Origin of the sequence: Serpentinimonas maccroryi, assembly GCF_000828915.1 — a bacterium.
Lineage (GTDB): Bacteria > Pseudomonadota > Gammaproteobacteria > Burkholderiales > Burkholderiaceae_C > Serpentinimonas > Serpentinimonas maccroryi.
The window spans coordinates 2,246,496-2,261,326 of record NZ_AP014569.1; the positions used below are offsets into that span (position 1 = coordinate 2,246,496).

A 14,831-nucleotide genomic window follows, 5' to 3' on the forward strand; every position below is an offset into this window, starting at 1 on the left:
CACAATGGCTTACAGTAGCCGGCAGCCCAATGCCGCCCCAAGATGAGCAGCCCACACACCCCACCCGCCCCTGCAGCCCCGCTGGGATTGTCCGCCTGGCGCAAACGCTTGGCAGCGGTGCGGCTGCCCTTGGTCAGCCCGCCCGAGGTGCTCAAAGCGCTGCAAGACCCAGACCTGCCCGGCCCTCGCCTGCTCGAGGCCCTGAACCGCGACTTGCCGCTGGGCTTGGCGGTGATGCGCCACGCGCAGAGCGCGATGCCCAAGGGCCAGCGCGTCAGCGACTTGGCTCACGCCGTGGGCATACTGGGCCTCACGCGCCTCTACAAGCTGATCGACACCCTGGGCCAGCAGCGCTTGCAGCTGGACAAACCGGGCCATCTGCGCTTGGCCGAAGCGTTGCAAACCAGCCGCCTAGCTGGGCATTTGGCACTGCAGTTTGCCCAGATCGAGCCGGGCAACACCGGCTTGGCGCGCATGGGCGCGGTGCAGGCACAAAACGTGGCCGAGTGGCTGCTGGCGGTGGCGGCGCCCGCCTTGGCCGACACCTTGGCGCAGCGGGTGCAGGACAACGAACGCCCGGCACGGGTCGAGCAGGAGCTGCTGGGCTGCACGCTGATGCAGCTCAGCGCCGCCGTGGCGGTGGATCTGGGTCTGTTTCAGGCCGACAGCGCGACCTTGTTGCATGCGGTAGAGCCAGCGCTGCTCGGCCGCGCTGCCCGGCTGGCTTGGATGGGCACCAACCCGCCTGAAATCCTGCCCGAAATCGGGCGCTGGCTGCACCGGCCCAGCACCCTGCCTTCGCTGCTGCAAATGCTGGCGCACGAGCTCATGCACGACTGGTACAGCCGACGCAGCACCCTCCTGTTTAAGGCGCTCTCGGCGCACCGCCACCTTAAGCTCGACCAGGTGCTGTACGCGACCCGGCGCGCCGCCGTGCAAGCCAGCCAGGAACCGCATTTGTGGGCCTTTTGCGCCGCCCCGGCCGCGCGTCTGCTGTGGCCACCCAAACCCCGCCAGCGCCGCGTGCGCGCCGCCGCTCCAGCGGCCGAGTCCGTGCGCAAGCCCGCGCCACTTGAGCCAACGGCTCGCGTGCCACAGCCGGCTCACCTCAAAGCCCCCAGCCCAGCCCCAGCGCCCGAGCCACACCCAAAGCCCCCGCTCCAGCACCCCAGCTCCATCGAGCCCGGCAGCCGCGCCCGCAACCTGATCGACCTGTTCGTAGAAGACTGCCGCAGCGGCCGCCACGCCGACCTGCGCACTTTCTTTCGCGCCTTCAAGCTCAGCCTGGCCGACGGCTTGGGGCTGGAGCGCTACGCGCTGTTTTTGAAGATGGCGCAGGGCGACAAACTGGTGTGTTTTCTGGCGCGCGGTTTTGGCTCCGAGATCGAGCCGCGCCGCTACAGCCTGGCGCTGGATGGGCACAACCTGATCGCCAAGGTATTTTCACAGCCCAACGGCTTTTACATGGCCGAACGCGGCCGCGTGGCCGGGCTGCGCGCCCTGCTGCCCGAAAAGCTGCGCCCCGAGCTGCTCGACAGCGGCGCGCTGTGGGGCGCGGCGCACGTGAACCAGCGCTCGGTCGGGGTGCTGTGGGCCGACGGTGGTGCCGCCGGCGACGACCTCGACCCGGTGCAATATGCCGGATTCAAGCTGCTGGTGCGCCACTTTGGCGACGAGCTCACGCGCCTGATGCGGGTGCAAAAGAGCCAAACCGTGTTTGCCGACTCGCAAGGGCGCTAAACCGGCCGCAACCAGCGGCCCAAGCGCTGCCGGCCCCGCTCTCTGCCAGCCTACTGCCAGCCGACCTGGAACGCCTCCTCGGCGCGCCCCTGCTCGAGCAAACTCAGCACCTTGGCTTGGTACTGGGCAATGGGCTGCTCCAGATCGACCACGATCTCGACGCGCCGGTTCTGTGCCCGGTTTTCGGGCGTGAGGTTGTCCTGCACCGGCCGCGTTTCGGCCAACCCACTGATGCGCAGGCGATCCATCGCCACCGCGCCCTTGGCCAGCAAGGCGTTGGCCACCGAGGCCGCGCGCGCCGCCGACAGATCCCAGTTCGAGGCATAGCGCGCCGAGCGCATCGGGATGTTGTCGGTGTGGCCCTCGATCGAAATCCGGCCCGGCACTTGCGCCAGCGAATCGCCAATATCGCCCAAAATGCCCTGAAACTCACCTGACAACTGCGACGAGCCGGAACCAAAGGAGCCGCGCTCCTCGATGCGGATGATGAGCCGGTTTTCTTCCTGCAACAGCTGCAGCTTTCCGGCCTGTATTTCTTGCTCCAGCGCTTGCGCCAGCTGCTGTGCCGTGCGTGCAACTTGCTGCTGCGTGGCTTGCTCGAGCTGCGCCAACACCTGGGCGGTGTGGGTTTTGAGGCGCGGGTCATCTTGCTGGGTTTGCTGGCGCACCTCGTCGAGCAGCGTGGGCTCGGGGCGGCCCGGCGAGAAATGGTCGAACACCGGGCTCGTGCCCATGGGGATCTCCATTGCCGGCACCTCGCGCTGCACGCCAAAGGCTTGCTCCAGCGATTCGGCGATCTGCTTGAATTTGGTGGCGTCGATCTCGGCAAAGGAGAGCAGCAGCACAAAAAAGCACATCAGCAGCGACATCAGGTCGGCAAAGGTCATGACCCAAGCCGGCATGGAGCGCTTTTCCTCTTCGGGTTCCTCCATGGCCACGGCTCAGTCCTCGGCCTTGCGCTGCTTGGGCGGCAGGTAGCTGTTCACGAGCTGCTCGACCACGCGCGGGTTGCTGCCGCTTTGTATGGCGGTGACGGCGTCGATCAGCATCGCGTTCATGCGCGCCTCTTCGGTCATGCGCAGGTTGAGCTTGTCGGCCAGTGGCAGAAAAATCATGGTCGCCAAAATGGCGCCGTAGAGCGTGGTCAGCAAAGCCACCGCCATCGCCGGGCCGATCGAGGCCGGGTCTTCCATGTTGGCCAGCATCTGCACGAGGCCGATCAGGGTGCCTGATCATGCCCATGGCCGGGGCCACGTCGCCCATGGCCGAGAACACCTTGGCACCCCAGCGGTGCCGGTCCAGCGTCAGCAGGCGCTCTTTTTCCAGCTTGGAGCGCACGACCTCGGGCGCGTGGCCATCGACCATCATCTGGATGCCCATTTTGAAAAACGTGACCTCGGTGTCGTGGCCGTCGAGCGCCAAAAAACCGTCTTTGCGCGCGATGCGCGAGACTTCGAGAATCTCTTCGATCAGGGCGTCGGTGGCGGGCAGCTTGAACTTGAAAGCCTTGACGGCAACCTTGAAGGCCCCCAAAAACTGCTGCAGGCTAAACTTGGACAGCACCACGAACACGCTGCCACCGATCACAATCAGCACCGAAGCCGGATCGAGAAAGCCGCCGGGGTCGGCGCCCAAAATGATGGCGGCCATAACGATGGCCATCGCGCCGATGAGTCCGATGAGGGTAGCGAGATCCAAAGCGTAAACTCCAGTTTGTGGCCGCTGCGTGGCCTCCAGCGGCCCATGCTGTTTCAGGCGTTGCACGCTGCGGTGCAACAACTGCACCGAGTATATTGAGCTTCGATGAAAGGCGGCCTAAAACCCGACCGCTTTTTTCAGTTTGCTGAGCCTGTGCTGTTGCGCACCGCCGACTTGCGCACCGTTGTTTTGCGCGCAGCGGCGGGCTTGACCGCACGGGTGCCTTTGGCCGCCGCAGCCGCCTTGGCAGGCACGGCCGCCGTCCCCGGTTCGGCCTTGGCTGCTGGGGTGGGCTTGGCCGCCGCTGGCTTGCGCGCCGCTGTTTTGCCGGCAGGGCGGGGCTCGAACTCGAAGCCCACCTTGCCCGCGGCCGCGTCCCACACCAGATAGGCTTTGAAGGCGCGCCGGGTTTTGTTCGAGACGAAGCGCTGCAACAAATCGGTCTTGCCGCTGTGCAGCAGCTTGCTCATCTGCGCCGGCTCGATCACCTGCTGCAAGATCACGGCCCCGCTCTTGAAGTCGCAGTTCGGCTCGGCCTGCAGCGTGCTGGGCACGGCGTGGCTGCACACGTACTGGCTGCCGTGGGCATAGACCGGGCTGGCGCACTTGGGGCAGGGCCCGAGCGGCTCGGCGGCGCTGAAATCGGCCAGCTCACCGCTGCCTTCGGCCTTTTTGTCGTCGCCAAAGTCGAATTCCAGCTTCCAGTTTTGCCCCTCGGCGTCGAAGGCCAGCGCCAGCTCGGCCACAAAGGGCCAGCCGGCCTTGGAGCGAAAGCCCTGCAGCGGCCCGATGCGCCGGTCGCGCAACAGGGCTTCGGCCTCGGCCAGCTCAAAGGTGCGCCCGGCGGGCGACTTGCCAAAAGAAAAACCGCAGCCCTGGCCGGACTCGGCAGCGGCTTCGGTCGCGCCCTCGGCCGCGCCGGGCCCGGTGCAGGCGTAGCGGCGGTAGTTTTCGCGCACCACGCCGCCGCAGTTGGGGCAGAGGGTGCGCAGGGTGGCGTAGTCGCCGGGCACGCTGTCGCGGTCGTACTCTTTGGCCTGGCGCACCATGCGCTCGGTCAGTTCGGCGATCTGGCGCATAAAGTCGGCGCGGCTCAGCTGCCCGCGCTCCATCAGCGCCAGCTTGTGCTCCCATTGGCCGGTGAGCTCGGGCTTGCACAGCTCTTGCACCTGCAGGCCGCGCAGCAGCGTCATGAGCTGAAACGCCTTGGCGGTGGGAATGATCTCGCGGCCCTCGCGCAGCAGGTAGTTTTCGCTCAGCAGGCCCTCGATGATGGCGGCGCGCGTGGCCGGGGTGCCCAGCCCCTTGTCGGCCATAGCGCTGCGCAGTTCCTCGTCGTCGAGCAGCTTGCCTGCGCCTTCCATGGCCCCGAGCAGGGTGGCTTCGTTGTAGCGCGCCGGGGGCCGGGTTTGCAGCGCCTTGACCGCGGCCTCGGCGGTCTGCACCGTTTCGCCGGGCTGCACCGGCACCAGGCGCTGGCCCTTGTCGCCGGCTTGGGCGCCATCGGCCTCGTCCGCGGCCTCTTTGCCATAGACCGCCATCCAGCCCGGCTTGAGCAGCACCTTGCCCTCGGTCTTGAAGGCGTGGCTGGCCGCCGCCAGATGCACGGTGCTGATGCGGGTCGTGAGCTGGAACTCGGCTGGCGGGAAGAACACCGCCAGAAAGCGCCGCGCCACCAAGTCATAGAGTTTTTGCTCGGCTTCGCTCAGGCCGCTGGGCGCCTGCAGGGTGGGGATGATGGCAAAGTGGTCGCTCACCTTGCTGTTGTCGAACACGCGCTTGCTGGGCCGGATGTAGCCCTGGTCGAGCGCGGTGCGCGCGTGCGGCGCCAGGTGCGACAGGTGGCTGGCGGCGAGCATGGTCACGGTTTGCTGCACCGTGCTCAGGTAGTCTTCGGGCAGGGCACGGCTGTCGGTGCGCGGGTAGGTCAGGGCCTTGTGCTTTTCGTACAGGCTCTGCGCCAGCGACAGGGTGGTTTTGGCGCTGAAGCCAAAGCGCCCGTTGGCCTCGCGCTGCAAGCTGGTGAGGTCGTAGAGCAACCCGCAGGCCTGGGTGCTGGGCTTGGATTCTTCGCTCACCTGCGCCGGCTGGCCGCGCACGGCGGCGGCGATGGCCTCGGCGGCGGCGGCGTTCCAGAGCCGGTCGGCCTTGAGTTCGGCGTCGGCGGCGTCGCCAGCGGGTTTTTTGAAGCCCGGGTCAAACCATTTGCCGGGGTAGCTGCCGGCTTGGGCATCAAAGCTGGCGTGCAGCTCCCAGTAGTCGCGGCTCTTGAAGGCGCGGATTTTTTCTTCGCGCTCGACCACCACCGCCAGCGTCGGCGTCTGCACCCGGCCCACGGTGGTGAGGAAAAATCCGCCGTCGCGGCTGTTGAAGGCGGTCAGGGCGCGGGTGCCGTTGATGCCCACCAGCCAGTCGGCCTCGGAGCGGCTGCGCGCGGCGTCGGCCAGCGGGCGCATCTGCGCGTCGCTGCGCAAAGCGCCAAAGCCGTCGCGGATGGCCTGCGGCGTCATCGACTGCAACCACAGCCTCTGCACCGGCTTGCCCAGCCCCTTGGCGCCGCCGGCGTACTGCTCGATCAGCCTGAAGATCAGCTCGCCCTCGCGCCCGGCGTCGCAGGCGTTGATCAGCGCCGTCACGTCTTTGCGCTTGGCCAGCTTGACCACAGCGTTGAGGCGCGACTTGGTTTTCTCGATCGGCCGCAGGTCGAACTGCGGCGGGATCACCGGCAGGTGGGCAAAGCTCCACTTGCCGCGCTTGACTTCGTGGCTCTCGGGGGCGGCGATCTCCACCAAGTGCCCCACCGCCGAGGTGACAAGGTAGCGCTCGTTCTCGTAGTGTTCGTCGTGTTTGTCGAACTTGCCCGCCAGCGGCGTCAAGGCGCGCACCAAGTCTTGGGCGACCGAGGGTTTTTCGGCGATTACCAGGGTTTTGTGGCTGTTGCTCGTGGTCATCATCTCTACAATCCGTTCTCATGCGCGCACGCGCGCCCATGCATGAGTTAACCTTAGCAAAGTTTTGGCCCTTTTCCATGAAGCGCCCAAATCTTGCTCAGCCGACCGATCACCTTCCGGCTTACTCTCGCCCCCAATCCGCCCTGCTCAACTTGCCTGCGCCTTTGCCCCCATGACCGACGCCCGCCTTCTGGCCGATTTGCACGCCGCCGCCGAATCGGTGTGGCAAGACGTGGTGCCGCTGTGTCCGGGCTTTGCGGTCGAGGTGCTGCCGCGCATCGACTCCACCAACTCCGAGCTCATGCGCCGCGCCCGCGACGGCGCGCTGCACCCGCTGCTGCTGGTGGCGGCCGAGCAGAACGCGGGCCGGGGCCGCCAAGGGCGTCAATGGCACAGCCAACCCGGAGCCGCGCTCACCTTCTCGCTCGGCCTGCCGCTGCAGCCGGCCGAATGGTCGGGCCTGTCGCTGGCGGTGGGGGTGGCCTTGGCCGAGGCGCTGCACCCGCAGGTGCAGATCAAGTGGCCCAACGACCTGTGCTGGCAAGGCCGCAAGCTCGGCGGCGTGCTGGTCGAGACCGTGTCCTTGGGCGCGCAACGCTACGCGGTGATCGGGGTTGGCCTGAACCTGGTGGCGCCGGCATTGCCCTCTGATGGGGTGCTCGGCCCCGGCATGCCGGCCTTGCCCGCTGCGGGCTTGCTCGATTTGATGCCTGATGCCGCCAAGGGCGTGGGCCACTGGCTGCGTCGCGTGGCGGCGCCGCTGCTGCGCCAAGCGTTGGATTTTGAAGCCCAGGGCTTTGGCCACCTGGTGCCGCGCTACGCCGCCCGCGATGCCTTGATGGGGCGCCCGGTGCGCCTATCAGACGGCCGCGAAGGCGTGGCCGACGGGGTGCGCGCCGACGGGGCGCTGTGGCTGACCGCGGCCAGCGGGCGCAGCGCGGTCTGGCAACACGAAGTGAGCGTGCGCCCGTGCTGAGAACGCTGGCGCTGCTGTTGCTGCTGGGCAACCTGTTGCTCTGGGCGTATGGCCAGGGCTATCTGGCGCCGCTCGGCTTGGCCCCGCACCAAGCGCGCGAACCCGAGCGGCTGGCGCAGCAGGTGGCGCCGCAGGCGCTGCGCGTGCTCAATGCCCCTGCGCCCGCGGCCGCGCTGACCGCACCCGCGCCAGAGCCCTTGCTTACTCCAGCTGCTGTTGCACAAGCCACCGCCGAGCCCACCGAGACCTTGATACTGCCCGGCGTAGAAACCGCACTCGCGCCCGCGCCCGAACCAGCGCCAGCACCCGTTCTTGCCCCTCCTACCCCTACCCCGGCCCCTGCTCCGCCGCCTCCTCCGGCTCCCGCCACCACGGTGCCGACCGCGGGCAACGCTTGCTGGCAAGTCAGGCGCTTGAGCAGCGGGCAGGCGGCGCTGATTCGCGCCGCCCTGAGCGAACGCGCCGACCTGCAAGGCCGCTGGAGCTTGAACGAGGTGCGCATCGCGCCGCGCTGGCTGGTTTATGTCGGACCGCTGGCAAACGAGCGCGCCTTGCAGCAGCGCCGGGCCGAATTGACACTGGCCCAGATCGAGCACCGCAGCCTGGCCGCGCCACTGGCGCCCGGACTGGCGCTGGGCACCTTCAGCGCACGCGAGGGCGCCGAACGCGCCTTGGCGCAACTGCGCGCGCGCGGCGTCACCGACGCCCGCGTGCTGCAAGAACGGCCCGAATCGATCGTGCACACGCTGGTGCTCAACCCCATCAGCGCCGCCGAGCGCCGCCAGCTCGAAGCCAAGGCCATCTGGCCGCCCAACGCGCTGCAGCCGTGCCCCTAAAAGCCGCCTGCGCGCACCCCCACGCCCGTGGCCGCCGCCACAACCCAAGCCACCCAAAAGCCCCCGAATCGCACTAAAACATTATAAAAAAACCAACTTTGAGCAGTAAAATGCTATGAAAAGCAGCAGAGTACCTCAAAAAACTGCAGCATTTCTGTAGTATTTTGAAATCATGCCGACCATTCACCCCTCTCACCGCTCCGAAACGCGCGCCGCCTTGCGTGCGCTGGTGCTGTTGGGTGCTGCATGCCTTGCCTTGTTTTGGCTGCCTCTGCCGCAGTTTGCCGATTGGCCGCAGTTCGATCTCAAGTTCAGACTGGCCCTCGACATGGTCGCGGTGTGTTTGGCTGCCTTGATCTTTGCCATTGTCTGGTCGGCACCGGCGGGCAGCGCACCGCGCGGGGCCCAGCTGCTGGCCAGCGCCTTCTTGGGTGTGGCGCTGCTCGACGGGTTGCACTTGTTGTTCACCGCCACCGTGCCCGGTTACGACCCCGCCAACCCCTATGCCTTGGATTTTTCGCTGGCCTCGCGCCTTTTGGCTGCGCTGGCCATGCTGTATGCCGTCTGGCAGCCTTGGTCCATGCGCCCGCTCTCGCGCAAAGCGCGCTGGCACGCCGCGACGCTGGCTTTGGCGAGCTCGGTGGCGATGTTGGGCTTGGTGCTGCTCTTTGGTACCGGGTTGCGCTGGCCTGCGTTTATAGAGCAAGGCGCCGATGCCATCGGCCCAGCGGTGCACCAGCGCTGGGTGCTTGGGCTGCTGCTCGTCCTGCTGGTGCTGGGTGCCTTGCGCCTGCTCAGCTTGCTGCGCCAACCACGCCAGTTCAATGCCAGCGGCTTTCTGGGCGCGACCCTGGCGCTGCTGGCCAACAGTGCTCTGCTGTTGCACGGCACCGGCTCGACCGACCCTTACTTGATCAGCGGCTACGCCTTCAAGCTGCTGGCCTACGGCTTTCTCTATCAGGCCCTGTTTGCAGAAACCGTCCGGGCGCCGCACCGCGCACTGCTGGCGCGCACCACCGAGCTCGAACAGGCCCGCGCCCAACTGGCGCACGATCACCAGCAACTGCAGGCCGCCAGCGCGCAAATGCAGCAAGAAATCGCCGAACGCGAACGCGCCCAAGCCGAGCGCGCAACCCTGGTGCACCAACTGAGCGACCTGGCGGCCAACGTTCCCGGGGTGCTGTTCACCTACCGCCACGACGCTGACGGCCGTCCCCACTGCCACTATCTGAGCCAGCGTGCCGAGGCCGTGTGCGGCCTGGCGCGCGAGCAGCTGCAAGCCGACATTGCCCATCTGATGGCGCGCCTGCGCACCCGCGACCGGGTGCAGCTGCTGCGCGCCATGGCCGAATCCGAGCGCCAGCTCGACCCGCTGCACACCACCTTCAGGCTGCCGCACCCGGAGCGGGGCTTGCGCTGGATCGAAGTCACCGCGCAGCCGCACCACCAACCCGATGGCGGCGTGCTGTGGCATGGCTACGCCCACGACGTCACGCGCACCCACACCGATCAAGAATGGTTGCGCCTTGCCGACAAGGTGTTCGAGGCCAGCGAAAGCGGCATTTTCGTCACCGATGCGCGCCGCCGCCTGGCCAAGGTCAACCCCGCGTTCACCGACATCACGGGCTATGCGCCTGCCGAAGTGCTGGGCCGTTCGCCCAAATTGCTCGGCTCCGGCCAGCACGACCCGCAATTTTTTGCCCGCATGATCGACACGCTGGCGCATCAGGGGCGCTGGCAAGGCGAGGTCTGGAACCGGCGTCGTTCGGGCGAGTTGTATGCCCAGTGGCTGGCGGCCTCGTGCATCCGCAACACGGCGGGCGAAATCACGCACTATCTGGCGGTTTTTACCGACATTTCGGGCCTGAAGGCGCACGAACAGCAGCTCGACCACCTGGCCAACCACGACATGCTCACCGGCCTGCCGAATCGGCGCCTGCTGCGCGACCGGCTGCAGCAGGCCATCGCTTACAGCCAGCGCAACGGCAGCGGTCTGGCGTTGGCCATGCTCGACCTCGATGGCTTCAAGCCGGTCAACGACGCGCACGGCCATGCGGTGGGCGACAAGCTGCTGGCCGAGGTGGCGCTGCGGCTGCGCCAGGTGGTGCGCGCCGACGAAACCGTGGCTCGCTTGGGCGGCGACGAGTTCGTGCTGCTGTTTCGCGAGAACCACGGGCCGCTGCCGCTGGAGCGCGTGCTGCAAACGGTGCAAGAGCCGATGCAGATCAACGGCCTGCGGCTGCAGGTGGGGGCCAGCATGGGGGTCACGCGGTTGCGCGCCGACAACGCCAGCGTCGAGCAGATGCTGCAAGAGGCCGACCAAGCCATGTACCGCGCGAAAGGGGCGGGCCGCAACCGCTGCCTGCTCTTTGAACCCGTCGTGGGTCTGGCACCTTGCCCAGCGCCCCCCCACACCCGCCTTGACGCCGAAGACGCCGGCTCGCCGTGATGCTCCAGACCAACTCAGAAGCGCAGGCGCTGCTGCTGGCCGCTGGCCGCGGCGAGCGCATGCGCCCACTCACCGACCGCACCCCCAAGCCGCTGCTTGCCCTGCACGGCCAGCCGCTGATCGCCTGGCACCTGGACGCGCTGGCGCGCGCTGGCGTGCGCCACGCCGTCATCAACACCGCCTGGTTGGGCGAGCAGTTGCCGCAGCGCTTGGGCCACTGCTGGCGCGGCCCCGCACCCGCCGTGCTCACAGCGGCGCTGCCCGCAGCGGGCCAAAGCGCCGGCCACCCCCAAGCGCCCGAGCCGGGCACTGGCCTGGCCCTGAGCTACTCGCACGAAGGGCGCGACTTCGGCGGCGCGCTCGAAACCGCCGGCGGCATCGCGCGCGCGCTGCCCGCGCTGGCCGACTGTTTCTGGGCCGTGGCCGCCGACGCCTACGCGCCCCGCTTCGCCTTCGACCCCGCGGCCTTGCAGCGCTTTGCCGCCAGCGGCCGGCTGGCGCACCTGTGGCTGGTGCCCAACCCGCCGCAACACCCCGGGGGCGACTTCGGCCTCGGGCCTGCCCCCGACCCATGCAGCCACCCACTGGCGCTCAACCTGCCGCCCACGCACCCCGGGGCGCGCCACACCTTCAGCGGGCTGGCGCTGTACCGGCGCGCGCTCTTTGCCCCGCCCTGGCTCGCCATCGAATCCGGCAACCCGCAGGGCATTCGTGCCGCCCTGGCACCGCTGTTGCGCCGGGCCATGGACAATGGCCTGGTGAGCGCCGAGCTGTACCTCGACCCCTGGGCCGACGTCGGCACCCCGGAGCGCCTGGCCGCCCTCGAAGCACAACCCCGCACATGAACGCCACCCACCCCCAAGCCATCGATCCCGTTGACAACCCCGCTACCAGCCCCGATGCTGACCCGGCTGCCCCCGCAGCATCCACCCCGGCCGACGCCCCAGTCGCCCACATTGGCGTCTATGCCGCGCGCCGCGCTCGCTTGGCGGCCCAGCTGGGCCCCGGCGGCATCGCCCTCATCCCCACCGCGCCCGAGCGCAAGCGCAACCGCGACAACGAGCACCCCTACCGCTTCGACAGCTATTTTTACTACCTCACCGGCTTCACCGAGCCCAACGCCTGGCTGCTGCTCGACGAGCACGGCCACAGCACCCTGTTTTGCCAGCCCAAAGACCTGCAGCGCGAGATCTGGGACGGCTACCGCCTGGGGCCCGAAGCCGCCCCGGCCGCGCTCGGCGTCAGCGCCGCCCACTCGATCGACGAGCTCGATGCCCGCCTGCCCGCGCTGCTCGAAAACCGCAGCAGCCTGTGCTACCCCTTCGCCACCCACCCCGGCCTCGAAGGCCGCATCGACGGCTGGCTGCACAAAGTGCGTGCGCGCGCGCGCTACGGCGCCCTGTGCCCCGACACCCAGCGCGACCTGTGCGCCTTGCTCGACGAGATGCGCCTGTTCAAAGACGCGCACGAACTCGAACTCATGCGCCGCGCCGCGCAGATCAGCGCCGGCGCCCACGTGCGCGCCATGCAGCAATGCGCCCGCTGGCTGCGTGGCGGCCGGGCGCTGCGCGAATACCACCTCGAGGCCGAACTGCTGCACGAATTTCGCCGCCACGGCGCCCAAGGCCCGGCCTACGGCAGCATCGTCGCCGCCGGCGCCAACGCCTGCGTGCTGCACTACCGCGCCGACGCCGCGCCGGTGCGCCCCGGCGAGCTGGTGCTGATCGACGCCGGTTGCGAACTCGACGGCTACGCCAGCGACATCACCCGCACCTTCCCCGCCAACGGCCGCTTCAGCGGGCCGCAGCGCGACGCCTACCAACTGGTGCTGGCGGCGCAAGAAGCCGCCGTCGCCGCCACCCGGCCCGGGCAGCGCTTCACCGACCCGCACCAGGCCAGCGTGCGCGTGCTGGCGCAAGGCATGCTGGATCTGGGCCTGCTCGATGGCACCAAAGTGGGCACGCTCGACGACGTGATCGAGCAGCGCCACTACTTTCGTTTTTACATGCACCGCACCGGCCACTGGCTCGGGCTCGACGTGCACGACGTGGGCCGCTACGTCGAACCGGGCGAGATCGGCCAGGTCAGCGAGCGCACCGACCCGCTCAGCGGCGAAACCATCAAAGACCGCCCCAGCCGCATCCTGCGCCCGGGCATGGTGCTCACGCTCGAACCGGGCCTGTACGTGCGCCCCGCCGACGACGTGCCGCCGGCGTTTTGGAATATCGGCATACGCATCGAGGACGACGCCGTGGTCACCGAACACGGCTGCGAGCTGATCACGCGCGCCGTGCCCGTAGCGCCCGAGGCCATCGAAGCGCTGATGCGCGACTGAAGCCAGAGGCTCGATTGGGCGCACCCTCGGTTCGGTTTGGGTGCATGCGGCGCAAAGGCGGGAATGTTGGGGCGCAAAGGGGCGAGGCAGAATGGGCCGATAAACGAGCCCAGCGGCTACACTGGTTGCCTACAAGCCCAAGCCACCCGGCCCCCCATGAACACCCCCCGCCCCACCGAAGCCCCCCTTGCGCCAGCCGCAAACGCGCCGGATGCCGCAGCCGCCGACGGCCAGCCAGCCACAGATTGGGCCCCAGCCCACGCCAGCGATACCAACAGCGACACCAAAACCGATCTCAGCCCACAAGATCTCGACGAACTCGACGACATCTTGGCGCACCTCAGCCAGCGCAACGACGGCGGGCCCTCGTGGGAATTCCTAGAGGGCTACATGGCCGGGCTGCTGTGCTGCCGCCGCCGCATCGAAGCCGACGAGTACTTGCCCGCCGTGCTGGCCGACCCCGACAGCGGCTACTTCGGGCCAAAGCTGTTCCAGAGCCCGGCGCAGCACCAGCGTTTCCTGCAGCTGTGGCAGCGCCGCTGGGAGCAGGTGCAGGCTGCGCTGGATGCGCCCGTCGATGCCCTCGACGACCCACTCGCCTACGCGCCCGAGCTGATCGACCTGCGCGCCGTCGTGCAATCACTCAGCCCCGAAGAACGCGCCGAATTCTGCGCCGACCTCGGCGAAGAGCAACACATCCCCGCCTTCGCGCAGCTGTGGGCCATGGGCTTCATGGCCGTGGTGCAGACCTGGCCCGAAGAATGGCAGCCACCGCGCGACCGCGAACTGGCCGAGTGGATGGAGGAAGCGCTGGACTGCATCGAAGCCCTCAGCGGCGACGACCTCGACCCACCCACCCTGAGCCCCCTCGACGACAACGCCCCGCCCAGCGTCAGCCAGCAGCGCATGAACGCCTACGGCGCCGCCCTGTGGGCCGCCTACGACCTGCGCGAAATCGCGCTCACCCTAGGCCCGCGCGTGTCGCCACAGCGCAAAACCGAACAACCCGGCCGCAACGACCCCTGCCACTGCGGCAGCGGCAAAAAATTCAAGAAGTGCCACGGCGCCTGAAAGGGCCAGAGGCCACCGCCACTCAGCCAGCCCCCGAAGGCAGGGCGCTGCGGCCGGCGGGTGTGGGCCAATTTTGGCCGCGCAGCTGACGGTATGAGCCCCCCAGCCAGCCCCCGAAGGCGGGGCGCTGCGGCCGGCGGGTGTGGGCCGATTTTTGGCCGCGCAGCGGACGGCATGAGGCCCGCGCCCGCCGGCCGCAGCGCCCCGCCGCAGCCAGCCAAGCCCCACCACCCCAATCCACCGCCTCCGCCGCAGAAATCAACCACCGGCAACCTGCTCCAACAACCCCTGCAGCGCACAGCGCACCGCCGCCGCACGCACCGCCGCGCGATCGCCCTCGAAGTGCAGCGTCTGGCTGCGCACCCCAGCCGGGGTGGCCCAGCCCAAACACACCGTGCCTACCGGCTTGCCGGCGCTGCCGCCCAACGGCCCAGCGATGCCGCTCACCGCCACGCTCACCTGCGCCAGCGAGTGCCACAACGCCCCTTCGGCCAGGGCGCGCACCACCGGCTCGCTCACAGCGCCGTGCTGCTCGATCAGCGCTGGGCTCACGCCCAAGTGCGCGCTCTTGGCGGCATTGGAATAGCAGACAAAACCGCATTCAAACCAATCGCTGGCGCCACTCAGGCCCGTGCAGGTGGCCGCGATCAGGCCGCCGGTGCAGCTCTCGGCACTGGCCATGCGCCAGCCGCGCGCGCGCAGCGCCGCCCCCAATTGTTGGCACACGTCAATCAGTTGCGGCTCCAGCGTGTTCATGCGTCCCCCTCAAACTCAA

11 protein-coding genes and 1 pseudogene are annotated in these 14,831 nt (G+C 68.4%); 7 read left to right on the plus strand and 5 right to left on the minus strand.

Going from position 1 to position 14,831, the window contains the following annotated elements; all coding sequences use genetic code 11:
• Positions 1-42: 42 nt before the first annotated feature.
• Positions 43-1,740, plus strand: coding sequence for an HDOD domain-containing protein (locus tag SMCB_RS10335; protein ID WP_082027360.1), 1,698 nt, complete (start codon positions 43-45; stop codon positions 1,738-1,740).
• Between the two features lie 50 nt (positions 1,741-1,790).
• On the opposite strand, the gene SMCB_RS10340 is transcribed toward SMCB_RS10335, so the two are convergent.
• From SMCB_RS10340 to SMCB_RS10350, 4 genes and pseudogenes are all read right to left on the minus strand, one after another.
• A complete protein-coding gene (locus SMCB_RS10340) occupies positions 1,791-2,672 on the minus strand; it encodes a MotB family protein (RefSeq protein WP_045536827.1) in 882 nt (293 codons plus the stop codon).
• 9 nt (positions 2,673-2,681) lie between these two features.
• Positions 2,682-2,945, minus strand: coding sequence for a MotA/TolQ/ExbB proton channel family protein (locus SMCB_RS13195; protein WP_197539302.1), 264 nt, complete (start codon positions 2,943-2,945; stop codon positions 2,682-2,684).
• 85 nt (positions 2,946-3,030) lie between these two features.
• Positions 3,031-3,402 (minus strand): annotated as a pseudogene (locus SMCB_RS13340) (MotA/TolQ/ExbB proton channel family protein); the annotation flags it as partial.
• Between the two features lie 173 nt (positions 3,403-3,575).
• The gene (locus tag SMCB_RS10350; protein ID WP_231851203.1) at positions 3,576-6,392 is read right to left on the minus strand and encodes a DNA topoisomerase III; all 2,817 of its coding nucleotides are present in this window, start codon (positions 6,390-6,392) and stop codon (positions 3,576-3,578) included.
• A gap of 169 nt (positions 6,393-6,561) precedes the next feature.
• Between SMCB_RS10350 and SMCB_RS10355 the strand changes: the two genes are divergently transcribed.
• The 6 genes from SMCB_RS10355 (at position 6,562) to SMCB_RS10380 (ending at position 14,056) form a co-directional block, all read left to right on the plus strand.
• A complete protein-coding gene (locus SMCB_RS10355) occupies positions 6,562-7,365 on the plus strand; it encodes a biotin--[acetyl-CoA-carboxylase] ligase (RefSeq protein ID WP_045536829.1) in 804 nt (267 codons plus the stop codon).
• Complete coding sequence (locus SMCB_RS12980) at positions 7,359-8,201, plus strand: SPOR domain-containing protein (RefSeq protein ID WP_052468498.1); 843 nt, start codon at positions 7,359-7,361, stop codon at positions 8,199-8,201. The genes SMCB_RS10355 and SMCB_RS12980 overlap by 7 nt, the downstream gene beginning before the upstream one ends.
• A 172-nt stretch (positions 8,202-8,373) precedes the next feature.
• Positions 8,374-10,650, plus strand: a complete 2,277-nt coding sequence (locus tag SMCB_RS12230) for a sensor domain-containing diguanylate cyclase (protein WP_052468499.1) — start codon at positions 8,374-8,376, stop codon at positions 10,648-10,650.
• Positions 10,650-11,495: a nucleotidyltransferase family protein gene (locus SMCB_RS10370; RefSeq protein ID WP_045536832.1), complete on the plus strand. Its 846-nt coding sequence runs from the start codon at positions 10,650-10,652 to the stop codon at positions 11,493-11,495. Before SMCB_RS12230 ends, SMCB_RS10370 begins: the two co-directional genes overlap by 1 nt.
• Positions 11,492-12,985 carry an aminopeptidase P N-terminal domain-containing protein gene (locus SMCB_RS10375; protein ID WP_082027361.1) on the plus strand — a complete coding sequence of 498 codons (1,494 nt, stop codon included), beginning with the start codon at positions 11,492-11,494 and terminating at the stop codon, positions 12,983-12,985. Before SMCB_RS10370 ends, SMCB_RS10375 begins: the two co-directional genes overlap by 4 nt.
• 156 nt (positions 12,986-13,141) lie before the next feature.
• A complete protein-coding gene (locus SMCB_RS10380) occupies positions 13,142-14,056 on the plus strand; it encodes a YecA/YgfB family protein (protein ID WP_082027362.1) in 915 nt (304 codons plus the stop codon).
• A 258-nt stretch (positions 14,057-14,314) separates the two neighbouring features.
• Here the strand turns inward: SMCB_RS10380 and SMCB_RS10385 are convergent, their stop codons facing one another.
• Entirely contained in the window at positions 14,315-14,812 is a 498-nt protein-coding gene (locus tag SMCB_RS10385; RefSeq protein ID WP_045536834.1) for a CinA family protein, read from the minus strand.
• Between the last annotated feature and the right edge of the window lie 19 nt (positions 14,813-14,831).

What these genes read in the sequence shown, in the direction of transcription:
- SMCB_RS10335 (WP_082027360.1), top strand. Translation starts at nt 43, where the DNA reads ATGAGCAGCCCACACACCCCACCCGCCCCTGCAGCCCCGCTGGGATTG.
- SMCB_RS10340 (WP_045536827.1), bottom strand. Translation starts at nt 2,672, where the DNA reads ATGGAGGAACCCGAAGAGGAAAAGCGCTCCATGCCGGCTTGGGTCATG.
- SMCB_RS10370 (WP_045536832.1), top strand. Translation starts at nt 10,650, where the DNA reads ATGCTCCAGACCAACTCAGAAGCGCAGGCGCTGCTGCTGGCCGCTGGC.
- SMCB_RS10385 (WP_045536834.1), bottom strand. Translation starts at nt 14,812, where the DNA reads ATGAACACGCTGGAGCCGCAACTGATTGACGTGTGCCAACAATTGGGG.
- SMCB_RS10375 (WP_082027361.1), top strand. Translation starts at nt 11,492, where the DNA reads ATGAACGCCACCCACCCCCAAGCCATCGATCCCGTTGACAACCCCGCT.
- SMCB_RS10355 (WP_045536829.1), top strand. Translation starts at nt 6,562, where the DNA reads ATGACCGACGCCCGCCTTCTGGCCGATTTGCACGCCGCCGCCGAATCG.
- SMCB_RS10350 (WP_231851203.1), bottom strand. Translation starts at nt 6,392, where the DNA reads ATGATGACCACGAGCAACAGCCACAAAACCCTGGTAATCGCCGAAAAA.
- SMCB_RS10380 (WP_082027362.1), top strand. Translation starts at nt 13,142, where the DNA reads ATGAACACCCCCCGCCCCACCGAAGCCCCCCTTGCGCCAGCCGCAAAC.
- SMCB_RS13195 (WP_197539302.1), bottom strand. Translation starts at nt 2,945, where the DNA reads ATGCTGGCCAACATGGAAGACCCGGCCTCGATCGGCCCGGCGATGGCG.
- SMCB_RS12230 (WP_052468499.1), top strand. Translation starts at nt 8,374, where the DNA reads ATGCCGACCATTCACCCCTCTCACCGCTCCGAAACGCGCGCCGCCTTG.